This window comes from Escherichia sp. WS3063, assembly GCF_046486595.1.
GTDB classification, from domain to species: Bacteria; Pseudomonadota; Gammaproteobacteria; order Enterobacterales; family Enterobacteriaceae; genus Escherichia; species Escherichia coli.
Genome location: NZ_JBJQKY010000001.1, coordinates 297,085 through 315,536, shown reverse-complemented (window position 1 = coordinate 315,536; position 18,452 = coordinate 297,085). Strand labels below are relative to the sequence as shown.

General features: G+C 46.1%; 21 protein-coding genes and 2 pseudogenes. 12 read left to right on the top strand and 11 right to left on the bottom strand.

Going from position 1 to position 18,452, the window contains the following annotated elements; genetic code table 11:
• Nucleotides 1-19: 19 nt before the first annotated feature.
• Complete coding sequence (gene marC, locus ACJHYW_RS01595; protein ID WP_000885033.1) at nt 20-685, bottom strand: NAAT family transporter MarC; 666 nt, start codon at nt 683-685, stop codon at nt 20-22.
• Nucleotides 686-896: 211 nt separating this feature from the next.
• On the opposite strand from marC, the gene marR reads away from it, so the two are divergent.
• The 3 genes from marR to marB are packed head-to-tail and all read left to right on the top strand — an operon-like array spanning nt 897 to nt 1,985.
• A complete protein-coding gene (marR, locus tag ACJHYW_RS01590; protein WP_000843419.1) occupies nt 897-1,331 on the top strand; it encodes a multiple antibiotic resistance transcriptional regulator MarR in 435 nt (144 codons plus the stop codon).
• A 20-nt stretch (nt 1,332-1,351) separates the two neighbouring features.
• Nucleotides 1,352-1,735: an MDR efflux pump AcrAB transcriptional activator MarA gene (gene marA / locus ACJHYW_RS01585; RefSeq protein ID WP_000091199.1), complete on the top strand. Its 384-nt coding sequence runs from the start codon at nt 1,352-1,354 to the stop codon at nt 1,733-1,735.
• 31 nt (nt 1,736-1,766) lie between these two features.
• A complete protein-coding gene (gene marB / locus ACJHYW_RS01580; protein WP_000803531.1) occupies nt 1,767-1,985 on the top strand; it encodes a multiple antibiotic resistance protein MarB in 219 nt (72 codons plus the stop codon).
• A gap of 56 nt (nt 1,986-2,041) precedes the next feature.
• Here marB and ACJHYW_RS01575 read toward each other — a convergent pair whose 3' ends face one another.
• The 5 genes and pseudogenes from ACJHYW_RS01575 to ACJHYW_RS01555 all read right to left on the bottom strand — a co-directional run bounded on the left by ACJHYW_RS01575 (nt 2,042) and on the right by ACJHYW_RS01555 (nt 7,321).
• Nucleotides 2,042-3,481 carry a 6-phospho-beta-glucosidase gene (locus ACJHYW_RS01575; protein ID WP_061092694.1) on the bottom strand — a complete coding sequence of 480 codons (1,440 nt, stop codon included), beginning with the start codon at nt 3,479-3,481 and terminating at the stop codon, nt 2,042-2,044.
• Between the two features lie 24 nt (nt 3,482-3,505).
• On the bottom strand, nt 3,506-5,179 hold the full coding sequence (locus tag ACJHYW_RS01570; RefSeq protein WP_001022765.1) for a carbohydrate porin: 1,674 nt from the start codon (nt 5,177-5,179) through the stop codon (nt 3,506-3,508).
• Nucleotides 5,180-5,234: 55 nt separating this feature from the next.
• Nucleotides 5,235-5,546 (bottom strand): PTS lactose/cellobiose transporter subunit IIA, encoded by a 312-nt coding sequence (locus tag ACJHYW_RS01565; RefSeq protein WP_001361816.1) that lies wholly within the window; start codon nt 5,544-5,546, stop codon nt 5,235-5,237.
• A gap of 27 nt (nt 5,547-5,573) precedes the next feature.
• A pseudogene (locus ACJHYW_RS01560) lies at nt 5,574-6,896 on the bottom strand (PTS sugar transporter subunit IIC).
• Nucleotides 6,897-7,009: 113 nt separating this feature from the next.
• Entirely contained in the window at nt 7,010-7,321 is a 312-nt protein-coding gene (locus ACJHYW_RS01555; RefSeq protein ID WP_000722566.1) for a PTS sugar transporter subunit IIB, read from the bottom strand.
• Between the two features lie 198 nt (nt 7,322-7,519).
• Between ACJHYW_RS01555 and ACJHYW_RS01550 the strand changes: the two genes are divergently transcribed.
• The gene (locus tag ACJHYW_RS01550; RefSeq protein WP_000577180.1) at nt 7,520-8,218 is read left to right on the top strand and encodes a GntR family transcriptional regulator; all 699 of its coding nucleotides are present in this window, start codon (nt 7,520-7,522) and stop codon (nt 8,216-8,218) included.
• 44 nt (nt 8,219-8,262) lie between these two features.
• Here the strand turns inward: ACJHYW_RS01550 and eamA are convergent, their stop codons facing one another.
• Nucleotides 8,263-9,162 carry an O-acetylserine/cysteine exporter gene (gene eamA, locus ACJHYW_RS01545; protein WP_000087205.1) on the bottom strand — a complete coding sequence of 300 codons (900 nt, stop codon included), beginning with the start codon at nt 9,160-9,162 and terminating at the stop codon, nt 8,263-8,265.
• A gap of 194 nt (nt 9,163-9,356) precedes the next feature.
• On the opposite strand from eamA, the gene ydeE reads away from it, so the two are divergent.
• Entirely contained in the window at nt 9,357-10,544 is a 1,188-nt protein-coding gene (gene ydeE, locus ACJHYW_RS01540; protein WP_001054174.1) for an efflux MFS transporter YdeE, read from the top strand.
• 31 nt (nt 10,545-10,575) lie between these two features.
• Here the strand turns inward: ydeE and ACJHYW_RS01535 are convergent, their stop codons facing one another.
• Nucleotides 10,576-10,974 carry a rhodanese-like domain-containing protein gene (locus ACJHYW_RS01535; protein ID WP_000559548.1) on the bottom strand — a complete coding sequence of 133 codons (399 nt, stop codon included), beginning with the start codon at nt 10,972-10,974 and terminating at the stop codon, nt 10,576-10,578.
• A gap of 94 nt (nt 10,975-11,068) precedes the next feature.
• Between ACJHYW_RS01535 and ftrA the strand changes: the two genes are divergently transcribed.
• From ftrA to mgtT, 3 genes are all read left to right on the top strand, one after another.
• A complete protein-coding gene (gene ftrA, locus ACJHYW_RS01530) occupies nt 11,069-12,040 on the top strand; it encodes a transcriptional regulator FtrA (RefSeq protein WP_122990223.1) in 972 nt (323 codons plus the stop codon).
• Between the two features lie 107 nt (nt 12,041-12,147).
• Nucleotides 12,148-12,243, top strand: a complete 96-nt coding sequence (mgtS, locus tag ACJHYW_RS01525) for a protein MgtS (protein ID WP_000901367.1) — start codon at nt 12,148-12,150, stop codon at nt 12,241-12,243.
• Nucleotides 12,243-12,347, top strand: a complete 105-nt coding sequence (gene mgtT, locus ACJHYW_RS01520) for a hypothetical protein (protein WP_212734532.1) — start codon at nt 12,243-12,245, stop codon at nt 12,345-12,347. Before mgtS ends, mgtT begins: the two co-directional genes overlap by 1 nt.
• 114 nt (nt 12,348-12,461) lie before the next feature.
• On the opposite strand, the gene dgcZ is transcribed toward mgtT, so the two are convergent.
• A complete protein-coding gene (gene dgcZ / locus ACJHYW_RS01515) occupies nt 12,462-13,352 on the bottom strand; it encodes a diguanylate cyclase DgcZ (protein WP_000592819.1) in 891 nt (296 codons plus the stop codon).
• A 254-nt stretch (nt 13,353-13,606) separates the two neighbouring features.
• A complete protein-coding gene (gene ydeI, locus ACJHYW_RS01510) occupies nt 13,607-13,999 on the bottom strand; it encodes a YdeI family stress tolerance OB fold protein (protein WP_000671737.1) in 393 nt (130 codons plus the stop codon).
• A 237-nt stretch (nt 14,000-14,236) separates the two neighbouring features.
• Between ydeI and ACJHYW_RS01505 the strand changes: the two are divergent.
• Nucleotides 14,237-14,317 (top strand): annotated as a pseudogene (locus tag ACJHYW_RS01505) (hypothetical protein); the annotation flags it as partial.
• A gap of 44 nt (nt 14,318-14,361) precedes the next feature.
• Here the strand turns inward: ACJHYW_RS01505 and dcp are convergent.
• The gene (gene dcp, locus ACJHYW_RS01500; RefSeq protein ID WP_001571438.1) at nt 14,362-16,407 is read right to left on the bottom strand and encodes a peptidyl-dipeptidase Dcp; all 2,046 of its coding nucleotides are present in this window, start codon (nt 16,405-16,407) and stop codon (nt 14,362-14,364) included.
• A gap of 136 nt (nt 16,408-16,543) precedes the next feature.
• Between dcp and ydfG the strand changes: the two genes are divergently transcribed.
• The 3 genes from ydfG to ydfZ all read left to right on the top strand — a co-directional run bounded on the left by ydfG (nt 16,544) and on the right by ydfZ (nt 18,446).
• Complete coding sequence (gene ydfG, locus ACJHYW_RS01495) at nt 16,544-17,290, top strand: bifunctional NADP-dependent 3-hydroxy acid dehydrogenase/3-hydroxypropionate dehydrogenase YdfG (protein WP_001296081.1); 747 nt, start codon at nt 16,544-16,546, stop codon at nt 17,288-17,290.
• Between the two features lie 88 nt (nt 17,291-17,378).
• Nucleotides 17,379-18,065, top strand: coding sequence for a DNA-binding transcriptional regulator rspR (gene rspR / locus ACJHYW_RS01490; protein ID WP_000215553.1), 687 nt, complete (start codon nt 17,379-17,381; stop codon nt 18,063-18,065).
• A 177-nt stretch (nt 18,066-18,242) separates the two neighbouring features.
• Nucleotides 18,243-18,446, top strand: a complete 204-nt coding sequence (gene ydfZ / locus ACJHYW_RS01485; protein ID WP_000214712.1) for a putative selenium delivery protein YdfZ — start codon at nt 18,243-18,245, stop codon at nt 18,444-18,446.
• The last annotated feature ends 6 nt before the right edge of the window (nt 18,447-18,452 follow it).

The following is an 18,452-nucleotide window of genomic DNA, read 5'->3' as shown; positions in this document are numbered from 1 at the left end:
AGGCCCATTTGGGCCTTTTTTAGTGGTACGTTTTAATGATTTCCAGGATGCCGTTAATAATAAACTGCACCCCCATACATACCAGCAGGAATCCCATCAGACGGGAGATCGCTTCAATGCCCCCCTTACCCACCAGCCGCATAATTGCGCCAGAGCTGCGTAGACTTCCCCACAAAATAACCGCCACCAGGAAAAAGATCAGCGGCGGCGCAACCATCAGTACCCAATCAGCAAAGGTTGAACTCTGACGCACTGTGGACGCCGAGCTAATAATCATCGCTATGGTTCCCGGACCGGCGGTACTTGGCATTGCCAGTGGTACAAAAGCAATATTGGCGCTGGGTTCATCTTCCAGCTCTTCCGATTTGCTTTTCGCTTCCGGTGAATCAATCGCTTTCTGTTGCGGAAAGAGCATCCGAAAACCGATAAACGCGACGATTAAGCCGCCTGCAATTCGCAGACCGGGAATCGAAATGCCAAATGTATCCATCACCAGTTGCCCGGCGTAATACGCCACCATCATGATGGCAAATACGTACACCGAGGCCATCAACGACTGACGATTACGTTCAGCACTGTTCATGTTGCCTGCCAGGCCAAGAAATAACGCGACAGTTGTTAATGGGTTAGCTAACGGTAGTAACACCACCAGCCCCAGGCCAATTGCTTTAAATAAATCTAACATTGGTGGTTGTTATCCTGTGTATCTGGTTTATCAGCGAAAAGTATAAGGGGTAAACAAGGATAAAGTGTCACTCTTTAGCTAACCTTGCATCGCACTGACCAAAACTTGAACCGATTTAGCAAAACGTGGCATCGGTCAATTCATTCATTTGACTTATACTTGCCTGGGCAATATTATCCCCTGCAACTAATTACTTGCCAGGGCAACTAATGTGAAAAGTACCAGCGATCTGTTCAATGAAATTATTCCATTGGGTCGCTTAATCCATATGGTTAATCAGAAGAAAGATCGCCTGCTTAACGAGTATCTGTCTCCGCTGGATATTACCGCGGCACAGTTTAAGGTGCTCTGCTCTATCCGCTGCGCGGCGTGTATTACTCCGGTTGAACTGAAAAAAGTGTTATCGGTCGACCTGGGGGCGCTGACCCGTATGCTGGATCGCCTGGTCTGTAAAGGCTGGGTGGAAAGGTTGCCGAACCCGAATGATAAGCGCGGCGTACTGGTAAAACTTACCACCAGCGGCGCGGCAATATGTGAACAATGCCATCAATTAGTTGGCCAGGACCTGCATCAAGAATTAACAAAAAACCTGACGGCGGACGAAGTGGCAACACTTGAGCATTTGCTTAAGAAAGTCCTGCCGTAAACAAAAAAAGAGGTATGACGATGTCCAGACGCAATACTGACGCTATTACCATTCATAGCATTTTGGACTGGATCGAGGACAACCTGGAATCGCCACTGTCACTGGAGAAAGTGTCAGAGCGTTCGGGTTACTCCAAATGGCACCTGCAACGGATGTTTAAAAAAGAAACCGGTCATTCATTAGGCCAATACATCCGCAGCCGTAAGATGACGGAAATCGCGCAAAAGCTGAAGGAAAGTAACGAGCCGATACTCTATCTGGCAGAACGATATGGCTTCGAGTCGCAACAAACTCTGACCCGAACCTTCAAAAATTACTTTGATGTTCCGCCACATAAATACCGGATGACCAATATGCAGGGCGAATCGCGCTTTTTACATCCATTAAATCATTACAACAGCTAGTTGATAACGTGACAACGTCACTGAGGCAATCATGAAACCACTTTTATCCGCAATTGCAGCTGCGCTTATTCTCTTTTCCACGCAGGGCATTGCGGAACAAACCACGCAGCCGGTTGTTACTTCCTGTGCCAATGTCGTGGTTGTTCCCCCATCGCAGGAACAACCACCGTTTGATTTAAATCACATGGGTACTGGCAGTGATAAGTCGGATGCGCTCGGCGTGCCCTATTATAATCAACACGCTATGTAGTTATTGTCAGGCTCTGATCACAGAGCCTGACATCTCCGTAATATCTTCCTGAAGTCTCAAATATTTTCGCCATTGTTGGCGATGAGATCCCGATACCAGTAAAATGACGCTTTACGTATCCGTTCCAGCGTTCCCTTCCCTTCGTTGTCTTTATCGACATAAATCATTCCGTAGCGCTTTTTCATTTCCCCTGTTCCGGCAGAAACCAGGTCAATGCAGCCCCACGGTGTGTAGCCAATTAAGTCAACACCATCTTCAACAACGGCTTTTTTCATTTCCCGAATATGGGAAGCAAAGTAATCAATGCGATAGTGATCGTTCACCGTGCCGTCAGCTTGTCTCTGGTCAACCGCACCAAATCCATTTTCGACAATAAACAGCGGCAACTGGAAATGATCCCAGAACCAGTTGAGTGAATAACGTAGCCCTGCCGGATCAATTTGCCATCCCCATTCGGATGTATCGATATAAGGGTTGCTGACCAAATCTCGTGGTTCAACATAATTCAGTTGCGGGTTATCTGGCGAAAATTGCGTAGTAAAAGACATGTAGTAGCTAAAGCCGATAAAGTCGACACAACCTCTGGCAAGAATCGCGTTATCTTCTGGTGTGATATCGAGGTTGAATCCTTTCCTGGCAAAGTAATTCAGCATATGTTGCGGATAATATCCACGAGCATGTACATCAGTAAACCAGTAACGACGATGCATCGCTTTCGTCGCCATCATCATATCGTTGGGTGCACACGTCAGAGGATAGATGGGGCACATGGCGATCATGCAGCCGATATTAAATTCAGGATTGATCGATTTTCCAGTCTGTACCGCCAGGGCACTGGCAACTAACTCGTAATGTACCGCCTGGTACATTATTTGTTCGCGCTCATTGATATCTTCCTCTGGCGAATACAAAATACCGGAATTAGTAAATGGACACAGGCTTTCGCTGAAATTCACCTGATTATTGATTTCGTTAAACGTCATCCAGTACTTTACTTTTTCTTTATAGCGCGTGAAGACCGTTGATGCGAAGCGGATGAAAAAGTCGATCAGTTTACGGTGTCGCCAGCCACCATATTTTGTCACCAGATGATAAGGCATCTCAAAATGCGAAAGCGTCACCACAGGCTCCATTCCCTGCTTCAGGCATTCATCGAACAGATCATCATAAAATTGTAAACCCTCTTCATTCGGCTCCTGTTCGTCACCTTGCGGAAAGATTCGTGTCCAGGCAATGGAAGTTCGAAAGCATTTGAATCCCATCTCGGCAAATAACTGAATATCTGTTTTATAGCGATGATAAAAATCAATTGCTTCATGATTGGGATAATTAAGCCCGTCGATAATGCCTTCTGTCACTTCACGCGGCACCCCGTGAGCGCCAGCAGTCATCACATCGGCGATACTGATGCCTTTTCCTCCTTCATTCCAGCCACCTTCCAACTGATGCGCGGCTACCGCGCCACCCCATAAAAAACCTTTTTTAAATCCTGACATACACAACTCCTTAACTAAAATAGATTACCACCAGACTTCCGCCTGGATGCCGGCCATAAATTCGTCTTTGCTGTTCTCATTAAACTTAAAATTAGATAATTCGTTATCCAGAATATTGATATACGTGCCATAGAAGCGAATTTCTGGTCGTGAACCTAAAATGCTTTCACCCACTTTCAATGCATGCCAGAGTGTCGTTTTATAAGCCGATTCATTTAGTGTTACACCCTGCTGTGTTTTGTTCTGTTGCTTAAACCAGCCTAATTCAAGCCCCGTCTGATTCCATGTATTCCAGATCCAGGCCGGTCTTATTACGGTGCGAATACTGTCAAAATCACTATGAGCGCCACTTTCATAACTATAAACATCTTCGCCATGAGAATAGACAAGCGCGTTAGCCATAATAATATTGTCAGTAAGATACATCTCGCCCTGAGAGATTAAACGCCAGGCGATCCCATTGGTATGGTCACCATAGTAATAGCGACCATGCGCCATCGTGTTACTGGCATCTGAGAAACTGGCAAAACTGCTGGCATAGGAATTATTGGCAACCTGTAACGTAAATTCATTAAACGTATCGCGTTGCAGGTTTTGCCGTAAAACAGAAGTCAGCATCCAGCTATCTTTCATTTCAAAATAACTGTCGTCATTTTCATTATCTTGTTGTTGATCCGTTTTATTAGGTGCGGAATATTTAGCCATTAATGATAATGTTGCATCATCCCATAACGGGATATTGCGATAACGAACATCCACAGAATTAGTATTCATCTGACTGGTACGCGTAAAATCACGGGAGTAAACATCGACATCATCTCGGCTTAAGGACATATCAAACAGCCCTACACCAAGTGCCCAGTTTTCAATCCCCACACCCGCAGCGACATCCGTGGTTAAGGTTTTCCAGTCCAGCATTTGGATCTCATATTGCGGGAGTTTATGTTTGCCTACCCAGAAGTCTGCCTCTGGCGCGAAGGGTAAAAAACCTCGCGTTGTCAGATAAATATCACTGAACTGCATGATATTTTCATTGGCACTGTCACCAAACCAGGCATCGTTGTACTGCTCACCCACGTTGCCATCATAAGTAACGACCGCATTTGCCGTTTTACCGTCCTGATTATAAACACGCTGATTTAAGGTTAAGTCAAACCAACCGCTCATCTCGTTACCAAAACGTCCCAGAGAACCCGCTGCATAAGTTTGTGGTGAGCCGTGATTACCGGTGCCCCAGCCTGAGCGGAAGTACCCCTGATAGCTGAATCCAATATCATCCTTTATATATTTACTGATATCTTTCAGGGTCACGCTTTCGATAGTGGTTTTGTCGCCTTTACTTTCAATAACGGCAACTTGCTGCGATCCATTTATAGTATGCGCTGCGGTAACCGAGTTCTGTTCACCGTTTTCATTTTTGATGTTATCAGCGACGGGAGATGTCGCTAATATTTCAGCAAGCGAGGCTGATTTATATTTGTTTTCCGTAATGCTTTTTTGTAATGTCGAAAGTCGGGATTTATATACTCCCAGTTCATTCTGTGTTGCTTTCAGCTCTTGTTTATTTTGCGACAATTCATTTTCAAGCAATTCAAGGCGCTGCTCTATGGTTAATTTTGTTGCCATCGCGTTCAATGGAAACAATGCTGTAATAATAGAAAAAGACAAAAGGCTGACGTTAAGCGTCTTTATATTCATGACTTATCCTTAAGAGTGTAATAATTTCCTCCAGCTATCGCACTGGAGGAAAAAATCAGGCATGGAGCTCTTTTCTTAATGAAATAATTTCCCTGGCTAAATCCTGGCATAATATTGCATTCATCAAATGATCCTGTGCATGAACCAGAATTAAATTAACTTCTATTTTGCCACAGCCTTCATCCTGACTAATTAACGCGGTCTGAATCTTATGCGCCTGAAGACAGGCGGATTCAGAACTGGCCATTAGCTGAGTTGCGCCCTGCCAGTCTTTTTGCCCGGCACAACGTATGGCTTCCATCGCATCAGAACGGGCCTGTCCTGCGTTGACCAGTAACTCCATAACAAGTTCTTCATCTGCAAACATCAACATCTCCTTCCTGTGTAAATGGCATTATCCATTAGTTGTTAAGTTATTGACCTTGTTGGCGGCAATAACAAAAGGTAAATAGATCATTGTCGCCACACCTAAACATAAAAAACCCACCAGTAACGCCAGCCAGTTTCCCCCGGTTCCGAGGAAAGCAATTAAAGGTCCGGGCGTAGTCCAGGGCACGGCATAAGCAACCGGTGGAATAATTTCCATCGAAACAAAGAAGTAACCAATGGCACAGTTAACAATAGGAACCATAATAAACGGCACCATCATGATGGGGTTAAGTACAATAGGAAGGCCGAACATTATCGGTTCATTGATATTGAAAATACCGGGGATAAATGACATTTTTGCCAGATCACGGTATTCCGCACGCTTAGAAGCGATAAAAATAGCCAACAATAACCCCAACGTCATACCTGAACCGCCGCAGTTGGCGAATGCATCATTAATAGAAGTCCAGGTAATCGGATATGGCGCGCTTCAGGTAGTGCCGTGTTGAGCGGCCCAGGAGAGATTCTCCAGATTAGCCTCAGAAAAAACAGTTTCTCGAATTGCCGACGTTGTATTAGGTCCGTGGATCCCCAGCACCCAGAGGAAATTACCCACAGCCCCCAGGATAATTACCGCAAAGATATTCGTTCCCATATGTTTGAGCGGCGTCTGGATTAATGTGTAAATGAGATCATTTAATCCTGCCGGGGATATCAATGTCAGGCAATAATTAAGTGCGGAAAAGAACACCATGACAAAAAATATTGGCAATAAAACTTTAAATGAACGCGCTACCGCAGGAGGTACAGCTGCCGGCATCGTTATGGTGATTTTGGGGTTTCGAGCTAAGCGACAAAATATTTCACTGGTGATCAATGCAACGATAACAGAAACAAACAACCCCTGCGCGCCGAGATATTTGGTCGTCAGGAATGCCTGCCCATCTATCATCTGATATGGGGTATAAACAATAAAAAATGCTCCTATTGCCGTTAATCCGCATAAAAGATCATCTTGCTCATAGCTAATCGCCACATTCCTGGCGACCAGGAAAGCAATCATAATTGACATGATATTTACAGAACCATTCATTACCGGAGTAAAAATAGCTTGTGCTTTTTCAAGGTTAGGGAAAATGCTATTCAGATGCAGTAATCCGGCAATAAAACCGTCTGGCGATAATATGGCAAAGTTAATTAGTATAATTAATGAACTTGCCATGATAATTGGAAACGTAAAAACGAATCCATCTCTCACCGCTGCAACATGTTTTTGTGAGTTTAACTTGATAGCAACTGGAACAAGAAAACGTTCCATTCCACGTTCGAATGAGGCCATTAATCCCATTTTTTATACCTGTTGTTCTGGATATTTATACATCCCAATAAAGCATGTATGCCATATCCATTTTATGATGTGTGAAAAGTTAGTTCAGGTAATAGTTTAATAATATTAGATTCTTACTCTTGCAGTAGTTTCATCGCAAATTCAAGAACTGCCTGTCCGTTCATGGTGCCATAGTCTTTCATCTCGATAACGGCTACAGGCATTTCCCCCTGTGCAACGGCTTCAATCTCTGGTTTCTGAAAGCGAACTTGCGGGCCAAGTAAAACAACGTCAACTTCGTTATTTTTAATTTTACCTTTAGCCTCTGCAATCGCCAATGCGGAAATATTAATTTCAAGTGAAATAGCGTTAGCATGATCAATCATACGTTTAACCAGCATACTGGTTGACATGCCCGCAGCGCAAACTAACAATATCTTTTTCATATTTTTCCTTACTGGTATATAACAGACAACATTGTGTAAATATCATATCCCGCAGTAGCTATACGTCCTGGTACATTGATCACAATAATACAGTAATAAAGTTGTTCAACATCAGGGTAATAATTAAACGACTCGGCCATACGATAAACCAATCAGGACTCAACTCCTTGTTTTCAATGGCTCTTAAAAGGTGCAAAAGTGATTTTTCAAAAGATTGCCCGCTTACTTAAATCCGAGATCAATGGCAATTCATGGCATGTTGGTGATTTGTTGCCGTCAGAAGCTGAACTCGCTGTTCGTTATAATGTTTCGCGTAATACCCTGCGTAAGGCATTATCCTTGCTGGAAGGCGAAGGAATTATTCACAGAAAGCATGGTTCAGGAACATACATTCAAAAAAAGAATTTTATTGCACACATTGATCACATGAACAGTTTCAGTGAAATTGCGCATAAAAGCGGCAAAGAGGCAGGGAGTCAGATTATGAAATTTGAAGTGCAAGATGCTTCACCCACTATTGCGACTGAACTGAATTTAGTGACTGGTGAGCAGGTTTATTACATAAAGAGACTGCGATTCATTGAGGATAATGCAGCACAATTAGAAGAAACGTGGATGTCAGTGGCACGTTTTCCTGATTTAACCGTATCACATATGCAGAAATCCAAATTTTCGTATATTGAGAACGAATGCGGGATCAAAATCATTGGCACCTTTGAAACTTTCTCCCCTACTTTTCCTACACCAGAAATCGCCAGTATTTTACGGATTAGCCCACGGGACCCCATACTTAAAATTCAGACCCAGGCTGTGGACAGTAACTCTATTCCGCTGGATTATTCGTTACTTTACAGCAATATTTTCGAGTTCCAGGTAAAGTACTTTTTCCCGCGATAAAAGCAGACGCACAGAGTGCTGGCATCACATTCTGTGCGTATGGTTTAGCCTCTAACCTTTACCGCTTTACGCCACCGCAAGCCAAATACATTGATATACAGCCCGGTCATAATGAGCACCGCACCGAAAAATTGTAGACCCGTTAAGCGTTCATCCAACAATAATGCCGCACTTGCCAGTCCAACTACAGGCACCAGTAACGATAACGGTGCAACCCGCCAGGTTTCATAGCGTCCCAGTAACGTCCCCCAGATCCCATAACCAACAATTGTCGCCACAAACGCCAGATACATCAGAGACAAGATGGTGGTCATATCGATAGTAACCAGACTGTGAATCATGGTTGCGGAACCATCGAGAATCAGCGAGGCAACAAAGAAGGGAATGATTGGGATTAATGCACTCCAGATTACCAGCGACATCACCGCCGGACGCGTTGCGTGCGACATGATCTTTTTATTGAAGATGTTGCCACACGCCCAACTAAATGCTGCCGCCAGGGTCAACATAAAGCCGAGCATCGCCACATGCTGACCGTTCAGGCTATCTTCGATTAACACCAGTACGCCAAAAATCGCTAAGGCGATCCCCGCCAATTGTTTGCCATGCAGTCGCTCCCCGAAAGTAAACGCGCCAAGCACGATAGTAAAAAACGCCTGTGCCTGTAACACCAGCGAAGCCAGTCCAGCAGGCATACCGAAGTTAATGGCACAAAAAAGAAAAGCAAACTGCGCAAAACTGATGGTTAATCCATACCCCAGCAGCAAATTCAGTGGTACTTTCGGTCGTGCGACAAAAAAGATAGCCGGAAAAGCAACCAGCATAAAGCGCAAACCGGCCAACATCAGCGGTGGCATGTTATGAAGCCCCACTTTGATGACCACAAAATTTAGCCCCCATACGACCACTACCAGTAGCGCCAACACCCCATCTTTTCGCGACATTCTACCGCCTCTGAATTTCATCTTTTGTAAGCAATCAACTTAGCTGAATTTACTTTTCTTTAACAGTTGATTCGTTAGTCGCCGATTACGACGGCATTAATGCGCAAATAAGTCGCTATACTTCGGATTTTTGCCATGCTATTTCTTTACATCTCTAAAACAAAACATAACGAAACGCACTGCCGGACAGACAAATGAACTTATCCCTACGACGCTCTACCAGCGCCCTTCTTGCCTCGTCGTTGTTATTAACCATCGGACGCGGCGCTACGCTGCCGTTTATGACCATTTACTTGAGTCGCCAGTACAGCCTGAGTGTCGATCTAATCGGTTATGCGATGACAATTGCGCTCACTATTGGCGTCGTTTTTAGCCTCGGTTTTGGTATCCTGGCGGATAAGTTCGACAAGAAACGCTATATGTTACTGGCAATTACCGCCTTCGCCAGCGGTTTTATTGCCATTCCTTTAGTGAATAACGTGACGCTGGTGGTGCTCTTTTTTGCCCTTATTAACTGCGCCTACTCCGTTTTTGCTACCGTGCTGAAAGCCTGGTTTGCCGACAATCTTTCGTCCACCAGCAAAACGAAGATTTTCTCAATCAACTACACCATGCTCAATATTGGCTGGACCATTGGTCCGCCGCTCGGCACGCTGTTGGTGATGCAGAGCATCAATCTGCCCTTTTGGCTGGCAGCTATCTGTTCCGCGTTTCCCATGCTTTTCATTCAAATTTGGGTAAAGGGCAGCGAGAAAATCATCACCACGGAAACAGGCAGTGTCTGGTCGCCGAAAGTTTTATTACAAGATAAGGCACTGTTGTGGTTTACCTGCTCTGGCTTTCTGGCTTCTTTTGTTAGCGGCGCATTTGCTTCATGCATTTCACAATATGTGATGGTGATTGCTGATGGGGATTTTGCCGAAAAGGTGGTCGCGGTTGTTCTTCCGGTGAATGCCGCCATGGTAGTTACGTTGCAATATTCCGTGGGCCGCCGACTTAACCCGGCTAACATCCGCGCGCTGATGACAGCAGGCACCCTCTGTTTCGTCATCGGTCTGGTTGGTTTTATTTTTTCCGGCAACAGCCTGCTATTGTGGGGTATGTCAGCTGCGGTATTTACTGTCGGTGAAATCATTTATGCGCCGGGCGAGTATATGTTGATTGACCATATTGCGCCGCCAGGAATGAAAGCCAGCTATTTTTCCGCCCAGTCACTGGGCTGGCTTGGCGCAGCAGTTAATCCATTAGTCAGCGGAGTGGTGCTCACGAACATGCCCCCTTCCACGTTGTTTATCATCCTGGCGATGGTAATCATTGCCGCGTGGGTGTTAATGCTGAAAGGCATTCGTGCAAAATCCTGGGGGCCGCCTGTGGCATGTTGATGGGCGTGCCTCACTGCCACGACTTTACTCATTATTTTCCTGTTGCAAAGGCGTAGCCTTCATCTTCCCAGCCGGTGATCCCGCCGAGCATGATTTTAACTGGCCTTCCTAGCTGGGCCAGTTTGAGTGCCGCCCGGTCTGCTCCATTACAATGTGGTCCCGCGCAATACACCACAAACAGAGTATCTTTCGACCATTGAGCCATTCTCTCTGAGGTCATTTGCTTATGGGGCAAATGAATCGCGCCGGGAATATGCCTGCGGGCGAAGTTTTCTTCACACCCAACCACATGCAATAAAACGAAGTCATCACCAACGTACGCCAGAGAGTCATGAACATCGGCACAATCTGTTTCAAGACTCAGGCGTATGAGAAAATGCGCTTCGGCAATGTCCGGCGTCGCGGCTGTAAATTCAGTGACATAATGCATAGTGCTTTTTCCTATTGGTTTATTGTGTTAACAATAATGTAACCGACAAACCATGCACTTACCGCCTCTCGATATGCCAGAAAAGCGCAAAATGATGACAATTTCACAACGCCCCCTGGTCGTTGTCTTGGCCTATGATGGGCTATGTACTTTTGAATTTGGCGTCGCAGTTGAAATATTCGGCCTTCCACGCCCGGAAATGGGTGATAACTGGTATCGGTTTGCTGTCGCTGCGGTAGAAGCCGGTGCGTTGCAAGCCACTGGTGGAATCCGGGTGGTTGCGGATGGAGGGCTGGAGTTACTTGCCGACGCCGATATGATTATTATTCCCGGTTGGCGTGGAGTAGATGAACCGGTGCCAGAGATGCTATGTGAGGCGTTACGCGAAACTCACCAGCGAGGAACTCGTCTGGTATCGATATGTTCTGGTGTATTTGTTCTTGCCGCCGCAGGCCTTCTTCACCAGCGTAAAGCGACCACCCACTGGCGCTACACTGAACAACTCCAACATCGTTACCCTTCTATTCATGTATGTGACAATGTTTTATATCAGGATGAAGGACAAGTCATGACTTCCGCAGGGAGTGCTGCAGGGATCGATCTGTGCTTACATATCGTGCGTAAAGATTATGGTCACGAAATTGCAAACAATGTCGCCCAACGGCTAGTCATCCAGCCGCATCGCCACGGAGAACAACCACAAAACATGACGCGTCCGATGGCTTCGTCGCGAGAAAGCCAGACGTTTGGCGCATTATTCGACTTTTTACAGCAAAATCTGGCGCAAACGCATACCGTTGCCTCTCTTGCCGGGCGAGTGAACATGAGCCAACGCACTTTTTTAAGACGTTTTGCCGCCTTAACGGGTATGACACCTGCCCGCTGGCTGCTTAATGAGCGGTTAATTCGCGTGCAGGATTATCTGCAAAATTCGGCTTTCAGCATCGATAAAATTGCCGAGCTGACGGGGTTTGGCAATTCAGCCTTACTAAGGCATCATTTTCTACAGCGTTTTTTATTATCTCCTTCGCAATACAGAAAAAACAGCCGTCCTCCTTCACATTAATCACCTAATTCAGCCTTCGTTTAGGTTACCTCTGCTAATATCTTTCTCATTGAGATGAAAATTAAGGTAAGCGAGGAAACACACCACACCATAAACGGAGGCAAATAATGCTGGGTAATATGAATGTTTTTATGGCCGTACTGGGAATAATTTTATTTTCTGGTTTTCTGGCCGCGTATTTCAGCCACAAATGGGATGACTAATGAACGGAGATAATCCCTCACCTAACCGGCCCCTTGTTACAACTGTGTACAAGGGGCCTGATTTTTATGACGGCGAAAAAAAACCGCCAGTAAACCGGCGGTGAATGCTTGCATGGATAGATTTGTGTTTTGCTTTTACGCTAACAGGCATTTTCCTGCACTGATAACGGATCGTTGACACAGTAGCATCAGTTTTCTCAATGAATGTTAAACGGAGCTTAAACTCGGTGAATCACGTTTTGTTCGTCAATAAACATACAGCGATTTCTTCCGGTTTGCTTACCCTCATACATTGCCCGGTCCGCTCTTCCAATGACCACATCCAGAGGCTCTTCAGGAAATGCGCGACTCACACCTGCTGTCACGGTAATGTTGATATGCCCTTCAGAATGTGTGATGGCATGGTTATCGACTAACTGGCAAATTCTGATACCTGCACGACATGCTTCTTCATCATTATCCGCTTTGACAATAATGATAAATTCTTCGCCCCCGTAGCGATAAACCGTTTCGTAATCACGCGTCCAACTGGCTAAGTAAGTTGCCAGGGTGCGTAATACTACATCGCCGATTAAATGCCCGTAGGTATCATTAACCAATTTAAATCGGTCAATATCCAACAACATTAAATAAAGATTCAGAGGCTCAGCGTTGCGTAACTGATGATCGAAGGATTCATCAAGAACCCGACGACCCGGCAATCCCGTCAAAACATCCATATTGCTACGGATCGTCAGTAAATAAATTTTGTAATCGGTTAATGCCGCAGTAAAAGAAAGCAACCCTTCCTGAAAAGCGTCGAAATGCGCGTCCTGCCAGTGATTTTCAACAATAGCCAACATTAATTCCCGACCACAGTTATGCATATGTTGATGGGCAGAATCCATTAGCCGAACGTAAGGTAATTCATCGTTATCGAGTGGCCCCAGATGATCAATCCACCGACCAAACTGGCACAGTCCATAAGAATGGTTATCCGTTATTTCTGGCTTACTGGCATCTCTCGCGACCACGCTGTGAAACATACTTACCAGCCACTGGTAGTGGGCATCGATAGCCTTATTGAGATTTAACAAGATGGCATCAATTTCCGTTGTCTTCTTGATCATTGCCACTCCTTTTTCACAGTTCCTTGTGCGCGCTATTCTAACGGGAGAAAAGCAAAATTACGTCAATATTTTCATAGAAATCCGAAGTTATGAGTCATCTCTGAGATAACATTGTGATTTGAAACAAAATCAGCAGATAAAAAAGTGTTTAATTCTGTAAATTAACTCTGCATTATCGCAATTAAAATGATGACAAATAGCATAACCCAATACCCTAATGGCCCAGTAGTTCAGGCCATCAGGCTAATTTATTTTTATTTCTGCAAATGAGTGACCCGAACGACGGCCGGAGCGCTTTTCTTATCCAGACTTCCGCTAATGTTGATCATCTGGTCCGGCTGAACTTCTCGTCCATCAAAGACTGCCGCAGGAATAACAACATTAATTTCACCGCTCTTATCGCGAAAAACGTAACGGTCTTCTCCTTTGTGAGAAATCAAATTACCGCGCAGTGAAACCGAAGCGCCATCATGCATGGTTTTTGCGAAATCAACGGTCATTTTTTTTGCATCATCGGTTCCGCGATAGCCATCTTCTATTGCATGAGGCGGCGGTGGCGCTGCATCCTGTTTTAATCCGCCCTGGTCATCTGCCAACGCATAAGGCATGACAAGAAAACTTGCTAATACAATGGCCTGAAATTTCATACTGACTCCTTAATTGCGTTTGGTTTGACTTATTAAGTCTGGTTGCTATTTTTATAATTGCCAAATAAGAATACTGCCAATTGTTATAAGGCATTTAAAATCAGGCTACTAGATGTCAAATATTCAGAGAATTTAACTCACTAAAGTTAAGAAGATTGAAGAGTCTTAAACATATTTCAGAACAATCAGATTTATAAATTTGAAAATTATTATAACGGAAGAGTATACAAAAAAAGTAATTTTGCTGGCGACTGCGAAACGGCATTCGCATTAGCGGTGAAGTTTGCCCTCGCCCAGCTGCTGCAATTACTGCTATAACGAGGCTGGTCTGGCGATAAATCCAGGCCAGCCATTGGTGGTGTTTATACGTTCAAGCCACGATGTTGCAGCATCGGCATAATCTGAGGTGCCTTACCGCGCCATTGTCGATACAGGCGTTCCAGATCCTCGCTGTTACCTCTGGAAAGGATCGCCTCGCGAAAACGCAGCCCATTTTCACGCGTTAATCCGCCCTGCTCAACAAACCACTGATAACCATCATCGGCCAACATTTGCGTCCACAGATAAGCGTAATAACCCGCGGCATATCCGCCACCAAAAATATGGGCGAAATAACTGCTGCGATAGCGTGGCGGTATAGCGGGAAGATCCATATTTTCCGCCACCAGCGCCCGCAATTCAAAATCATCGACATCCTGCATTGCTTCGTTTTCTTCCAGGCAATGCCAGCGCATATCGAGAAGTGCGGCGCTAAGCAGTTCGCTCATCTCATACCCTTTGTTGAACAGGCTGGCATTACGCATTTTCTGTTGCAGTTCGTCAGGCATTGCTGCCCCGCTCTGATAATGCCGGGCGTAGCGAGCGAATACCTGCGGATGTGTTGCCCAGTGTTCGTTGATTTGCGACGGAAATTCGACAAAATCACGCGGCGTGTTGGTGCCGGAAAGCGTGGCATAACGCTGGCGGGCAAAAAGGCCGTGCAGCGTATGACCAAATTCATGGAATAAGGTTATTACATCATCCCAGAGTAACAACGCAGGCTCCCCAGCAGCGGGTTTCTGATAATTGCAGACGTTATAAATTACCGGGTGCGTTTCATTCAGCGTTGATTGCTCAACAAAATTGCCCATCCATGCGCCGCCGCTTTTTGAATCACGGGCGAAGAAATCACCGTAAAATAACGCCAGCCCCACGCCATTATGATCAAAAATTTCCCACACACGAACGTCAGGATGGTAGACAGGAATATCAAAACGTTCGACAAACTTAATACCGAAGAGCTGATTCGCAGTCCAGAATACGCCTTCATTCAACACCGTGTTTAATTCGAAATAAGGCTTGAGCTGCGCTTCATCGAGATCGAATTTATCACGTCTTACCTGCTCGGCATAAAATGCCCAGTCCCACGGCTGCGCGCTAAACCCGCCCTGCTGCTTATCGATAACCGCCTGTATGGAGGCTAATTCATCGCTCGCACGTTGACGCGCCGCTGGAACAATTTCCCGCATAAAGTTGAGCGCTGCTTCTGGCGTTTTTGCCATCTGATCGGCGATTTTCCATGCGGCATAATGAGGAAAACCAAGCAGTTTCGCCTGCTGCGCGCGGATCTCCACCAGACGTTGAATGATAGCGCGGGTATCATTGGCATCATTTTTTTCCGCTCGCATCCAGCCCGCAGTAAACAGTTTTTCACGCGTCGCACGATCGCGCATTTCGGCAAGCGCCGGTTGTTGGGTGGTATTCAGCAGCGGAATCAGCCATTTGTTATCCAGACCTTTCTCGCGAGCCGCCTCTGCCGCCAGCACAATCTCTTGCTCACTCATTCCTGCCAGCTGCGCGATATCGTTCACAACCAGACCGCCGGATTTATTTGCTGCCAGTAACCGCTGGTTAAACTGGCTGGTCAGGGTCGCAGCTTCTGTATTCAGTACTTTTAATTTTGCTTTATCAGCTTGCGCAAGTTTGGCTCCGGCAAGGACAAAACGTTGATGAATCACCTCCACCAGGCGGATGGATTCACTATCAAGCCCCAGGGATTCACGGCGCTGCCAGACAGCATCTACCCGCGCGAATAATTCACCGTTCAGATAGATATCATTAGCCAGTTCCGCCAGTTCAGCGGAAAACTGTTCATCAAGACGCTGTAATTCATCATTGGTATGCGCCGCAGTCATCGCAAAAAAGACGCTGGTAACGCGGGTAAGTAATTCTCCGCTTTGTTCCAGTGCCAGAATAGTATTGTTGAAATCAGGCGTTTGCGAGTTAAGCGCGATGGCAGTAATTTCTGCCCGCTTTTGCAGCATTCCCTCATCGAATGCCGGGCGATAGTGATGATTGGCAATTTGATCAAAATGGGGAGCCAGATACGGCAGTGTGCTTTGCACAAGGAAAGGATTCATTGTTGTCATTTTCTTCTCCTGAACGCGAGGTGTTCCATAGCGTAGGCTTACTGATAACGGAGTGCAATCTTGCAAACCAGTATTACCCGCTCTTAAGCATCACGTGCTATGTTATTGACACACAAAAGCGTTGAGGAACAGTGAGATGATCGTTTTAGTAACTGGAGCAACGGCAGGTTTTGGTGAATGCATTACTCGTCGTTTTATTCAACAAGGGCATAAAGTTATCGCCACTGGCCGTCGCCAGGAGCGGTTGCAGGAGTTAAAAGATGAACTGGGAGATAATCTGTATATCGCCCAACTGGACGTTCGCAACCGCGCCGCTATTGAAGAGATGCTGGCATCGCTCCCTGCCGAGTGGAGCAATATTGATATCCTGGTAAACAATGCCGGCCTGGCGTTGGGCATGGAGCCTGCGCATAAAGCCAGCATTGAAGACTGGGAAACGATGATTGATACCAACAACAAAGGCCTGGTATATATGACGCGCGCCGTCTTACCGGGTATGGTTGAACGTAATCATGGTCATATTATTAACATTGGCTCAACGGCAGGCAGCTGGCCGTATGCCGGTGGTAACGTTTACGGTGCGACGAAAGCGTTTGTTCGTCAGTTTAGCCTGAATCTGCGTACGGACCTGCATGGTACGGCGGTGCGCGTCACCGACATCGAACCGGGTCTGGTGGGTGGCACCGAGTTTTCCAATGTCCGCTTTAAAGGCGATGACGGTAAAGCGGAAAAAACCTATCAAAATACCGTTGCATTGACGCCAGAAGATGTCAGCGAAGCCGTCTGGTGGGTGTCAACGCTGCCTGCTCACGTCAATATCAATACCCTGGAAATGATGCCGGTTACCCAAAGCTATGCCGGACTGAATGTCCACCGTCAGTAATTTTTATACCCGGCGTAACTGCCGGGTTATTGCTTGTCACAAAAAAGTGGTAGACTCATGCAGTTAACTCACTCACAAGCAAGAACGAATGACCGTCGAAACGCAACTTAATCCCACACAGCCTGTCAATCAGCAGATTTATCGTATTCTTCGTCGCGACATTGTCCATTGCCTGATTGCTCCAGGCACACCGTTGTCGGAAAAAGAAGTTTCTGTTCGTTTCAATGTGTCACGCCAGCCGGTTCGTGAAGCCTTTATTAAACTGGCGGAAAACGGTCTGATTCAAATTCGTCCGCAGCGTGGCAGCTACGTCAACAAAATTTCCATGGCCCAGGTGCGCAACGGCAGTTTTATCCGTCAGGCCATTGAGTGCGCGGTGGCGCGTCGGGCGGCGAGCATGATTACCGAAAGCCAGTGCTACCAACTGGAACAAAATCTTCACCAGCAACGCATTGCCATTGAGCGCAAGCAACTGGATGATTTTTTTGAACTTGATGACAACTTCCATCAACTCCTGACGCAGATTGCCGACTGTCAACTGGCGTGGGATACCATTGAGAACCTGAAAGCGACCGTTGATCGCGTGCGCTATATGAGTTTCGACCACGTTTCTCCACCAGAAATGCTGTTACGCCAGCATCTTGAGATTTTCTCTGCCCTGCAAAAACGTGATGGCGATGCGGTAGAACGTGCAATGACGCAACATTTGCAGGAAATCAGCGAATCCGTGCGCCAGATCCGCCAGGAAAACAGCGACTGGTTTAGCGAAGAGTAGTTCATTTCCTCTCATCCCATCCGGGGTGAGAGTCTATTCGCCCCGCCTTATGGCTCATGCATGCATCAAAAAAGATGTGAGCTTGATCAAAAACAAAAAATATTTCACTCGACAGGAGTATTTATATTGCGCCCGTTACGTGGGCTTCGACTGTAAATCAGAAAGGAGAAAACACCTATGACGACCTACGATCGTAACCGTAACGCAATCACCACTGGCAGCCGTGTTATGGTTAGCGGCACCGGTCACACTGGCAAGATCCTGTCGATTGATACTGAAGGTCTGACCGCTGAGCAAATCCGCCGCGGAAAAACCGTAGTTGTTGAAGGTTGTGAAGAGAAACTGGCACCTCTGGACCTGATTCGTCTCGGCATGAACTAAGCGTGT

What these genes read in the sequence shown, in the direction of transcription:
- marC (WP_000885033.1), bottom strand. Translation starts at nt 685, where the DNA reads ATGTTAGATTTATTTAAAGCAATTGGCCTGGGGCTGGTGGTGTTACTA.
- marA (WP_000091199.1), top strand. Translation starts at nt 1,352, where the DNA reads ATGTCCAGACGCAATACTGACGCTATTACCATTCATAGCATTTTGGAC.
- marB (WP_000803531.1), top strand. Translation starts at nt 1,767, where the DNA reads ATGAAACCACTTTTATCCGCAATTGCAGCTGCGCTTATTCTCTTTTCC.
- ACJHYW_RS01575 (WP_061092694.1), bottom strand. Translation starts at nt 3,481, where the DNA reads ATGTCAGGATTTAAAAAAGGTTTTTTATGGGGTGGCGCGGTAGCCGCG.
- ACJHYW_RS01570 (WP_001022765.1), bottom strand. Translation starts at nt 5,179, where the DNA reads ATGAATATAAAGACGCTTAACGTCAGCCTTTTGTCTTTTTCTATTATT.
- ACJHYW_RS01565 (WP_001361816.1), bottom strand. Translation starts at nt 5,546, where the DNA reads ATGTTTGCAGATGAAGAACTTGTTATGGAGTTACTGGTCAACGCAGGA.
- ACJHYW_RS01555 (WP_000722566.1), bottom strand. Translation starts at nt 7,321, where the DNA reads ATGAAAAAGATATTGTTAGTTTGCGCTGCGGGCATGTCAACCAGTATG.
- eamA (WP_000087205.1), bottom strand. Translation starts at nt 9,162, where the DNA reads ATGTCGCGAAAAGATGGGGTGTTGGCGCTACTGGTAGTGGTCGTATGG.
- ydeE (WP_001054174.1), top strand. Translation starts at nt 9,357, where the DNA reads ATGAACTTATCCCTACGACGCTCTACCAGCGCCCTTCTTGCCTCGTCG.
- ACJHYW_RS01535 (WP_000559548.1), bottom strand. Translation starts at nt 10,974, where the DNA reads ATGCATTATGTCACTGAATTTACAGCCGCGACGCCGGACATTGCCGAA.
- ftrA (WP_122990223.1), top strand. Translation starts at nt 11,069, where the DNA reads ATGACAATTTCACAACGCCCCCTGGTCGTTGTCTTGGCCTATGATGGG.
- mgtS (WP_000901367.1), top strand. Translation starts at nt 12,148, where the DNA reads ATGCTGGGTAATATGAATGTTTTTATGGCCGTACTGGGAATAATTTTA.
- mgtT (WP_212734532.1), top strand. Translation starts at nt 12,243, where the DNA reads ATGAACGGAGATAATCCCTCACCTAACCGGCCCCTTGTTACAACTGTG.
- dgcZ (WP_000592819.1), bottom strand. Translation starts at nt 13,352, where the DNA reads ATGATCAAGAAGACAACGGAAATTGATGCCATCTTGTTAAATCTCAAT.
- ydeI (WP_000671737.1), bottom strand. Translation starts at nt 13,999, where the DNA reads ATGAAATTTCAGGCCATTGTATTAGCAAGTTTTCTTGTCATGCCTTAT.
- dcp (WP_001571438.1), bottom strand. Translation starts at nt 16,407, where the DNA reads ATGACAACAATGAATCCTTTCCTTGTGCAAAGCACACTGCCGTATCTG.
- ydfG (WP_001296081.1), top strand. Translation starts at nt 16,544, where the DNA reads ATGATCGTTTTAGTAACTGGAGCAACGGCAGGTTTTGGTGAATGCATT.
- rspR (WP_000215553.1), top strand. Translation starts at nt 17,379, where the DNA reads ATGACCGTCGAAACGCAACTTAATCCCACACAGCCTGTCAATCAGCAG.
- ydfZ (WP_000214712.1), top strand. Translation starts at nt 18,243, where the DNA reads ATGACGACCTACGATCGTAACCGTAACGCAATCACCACTGGCAGCCGT.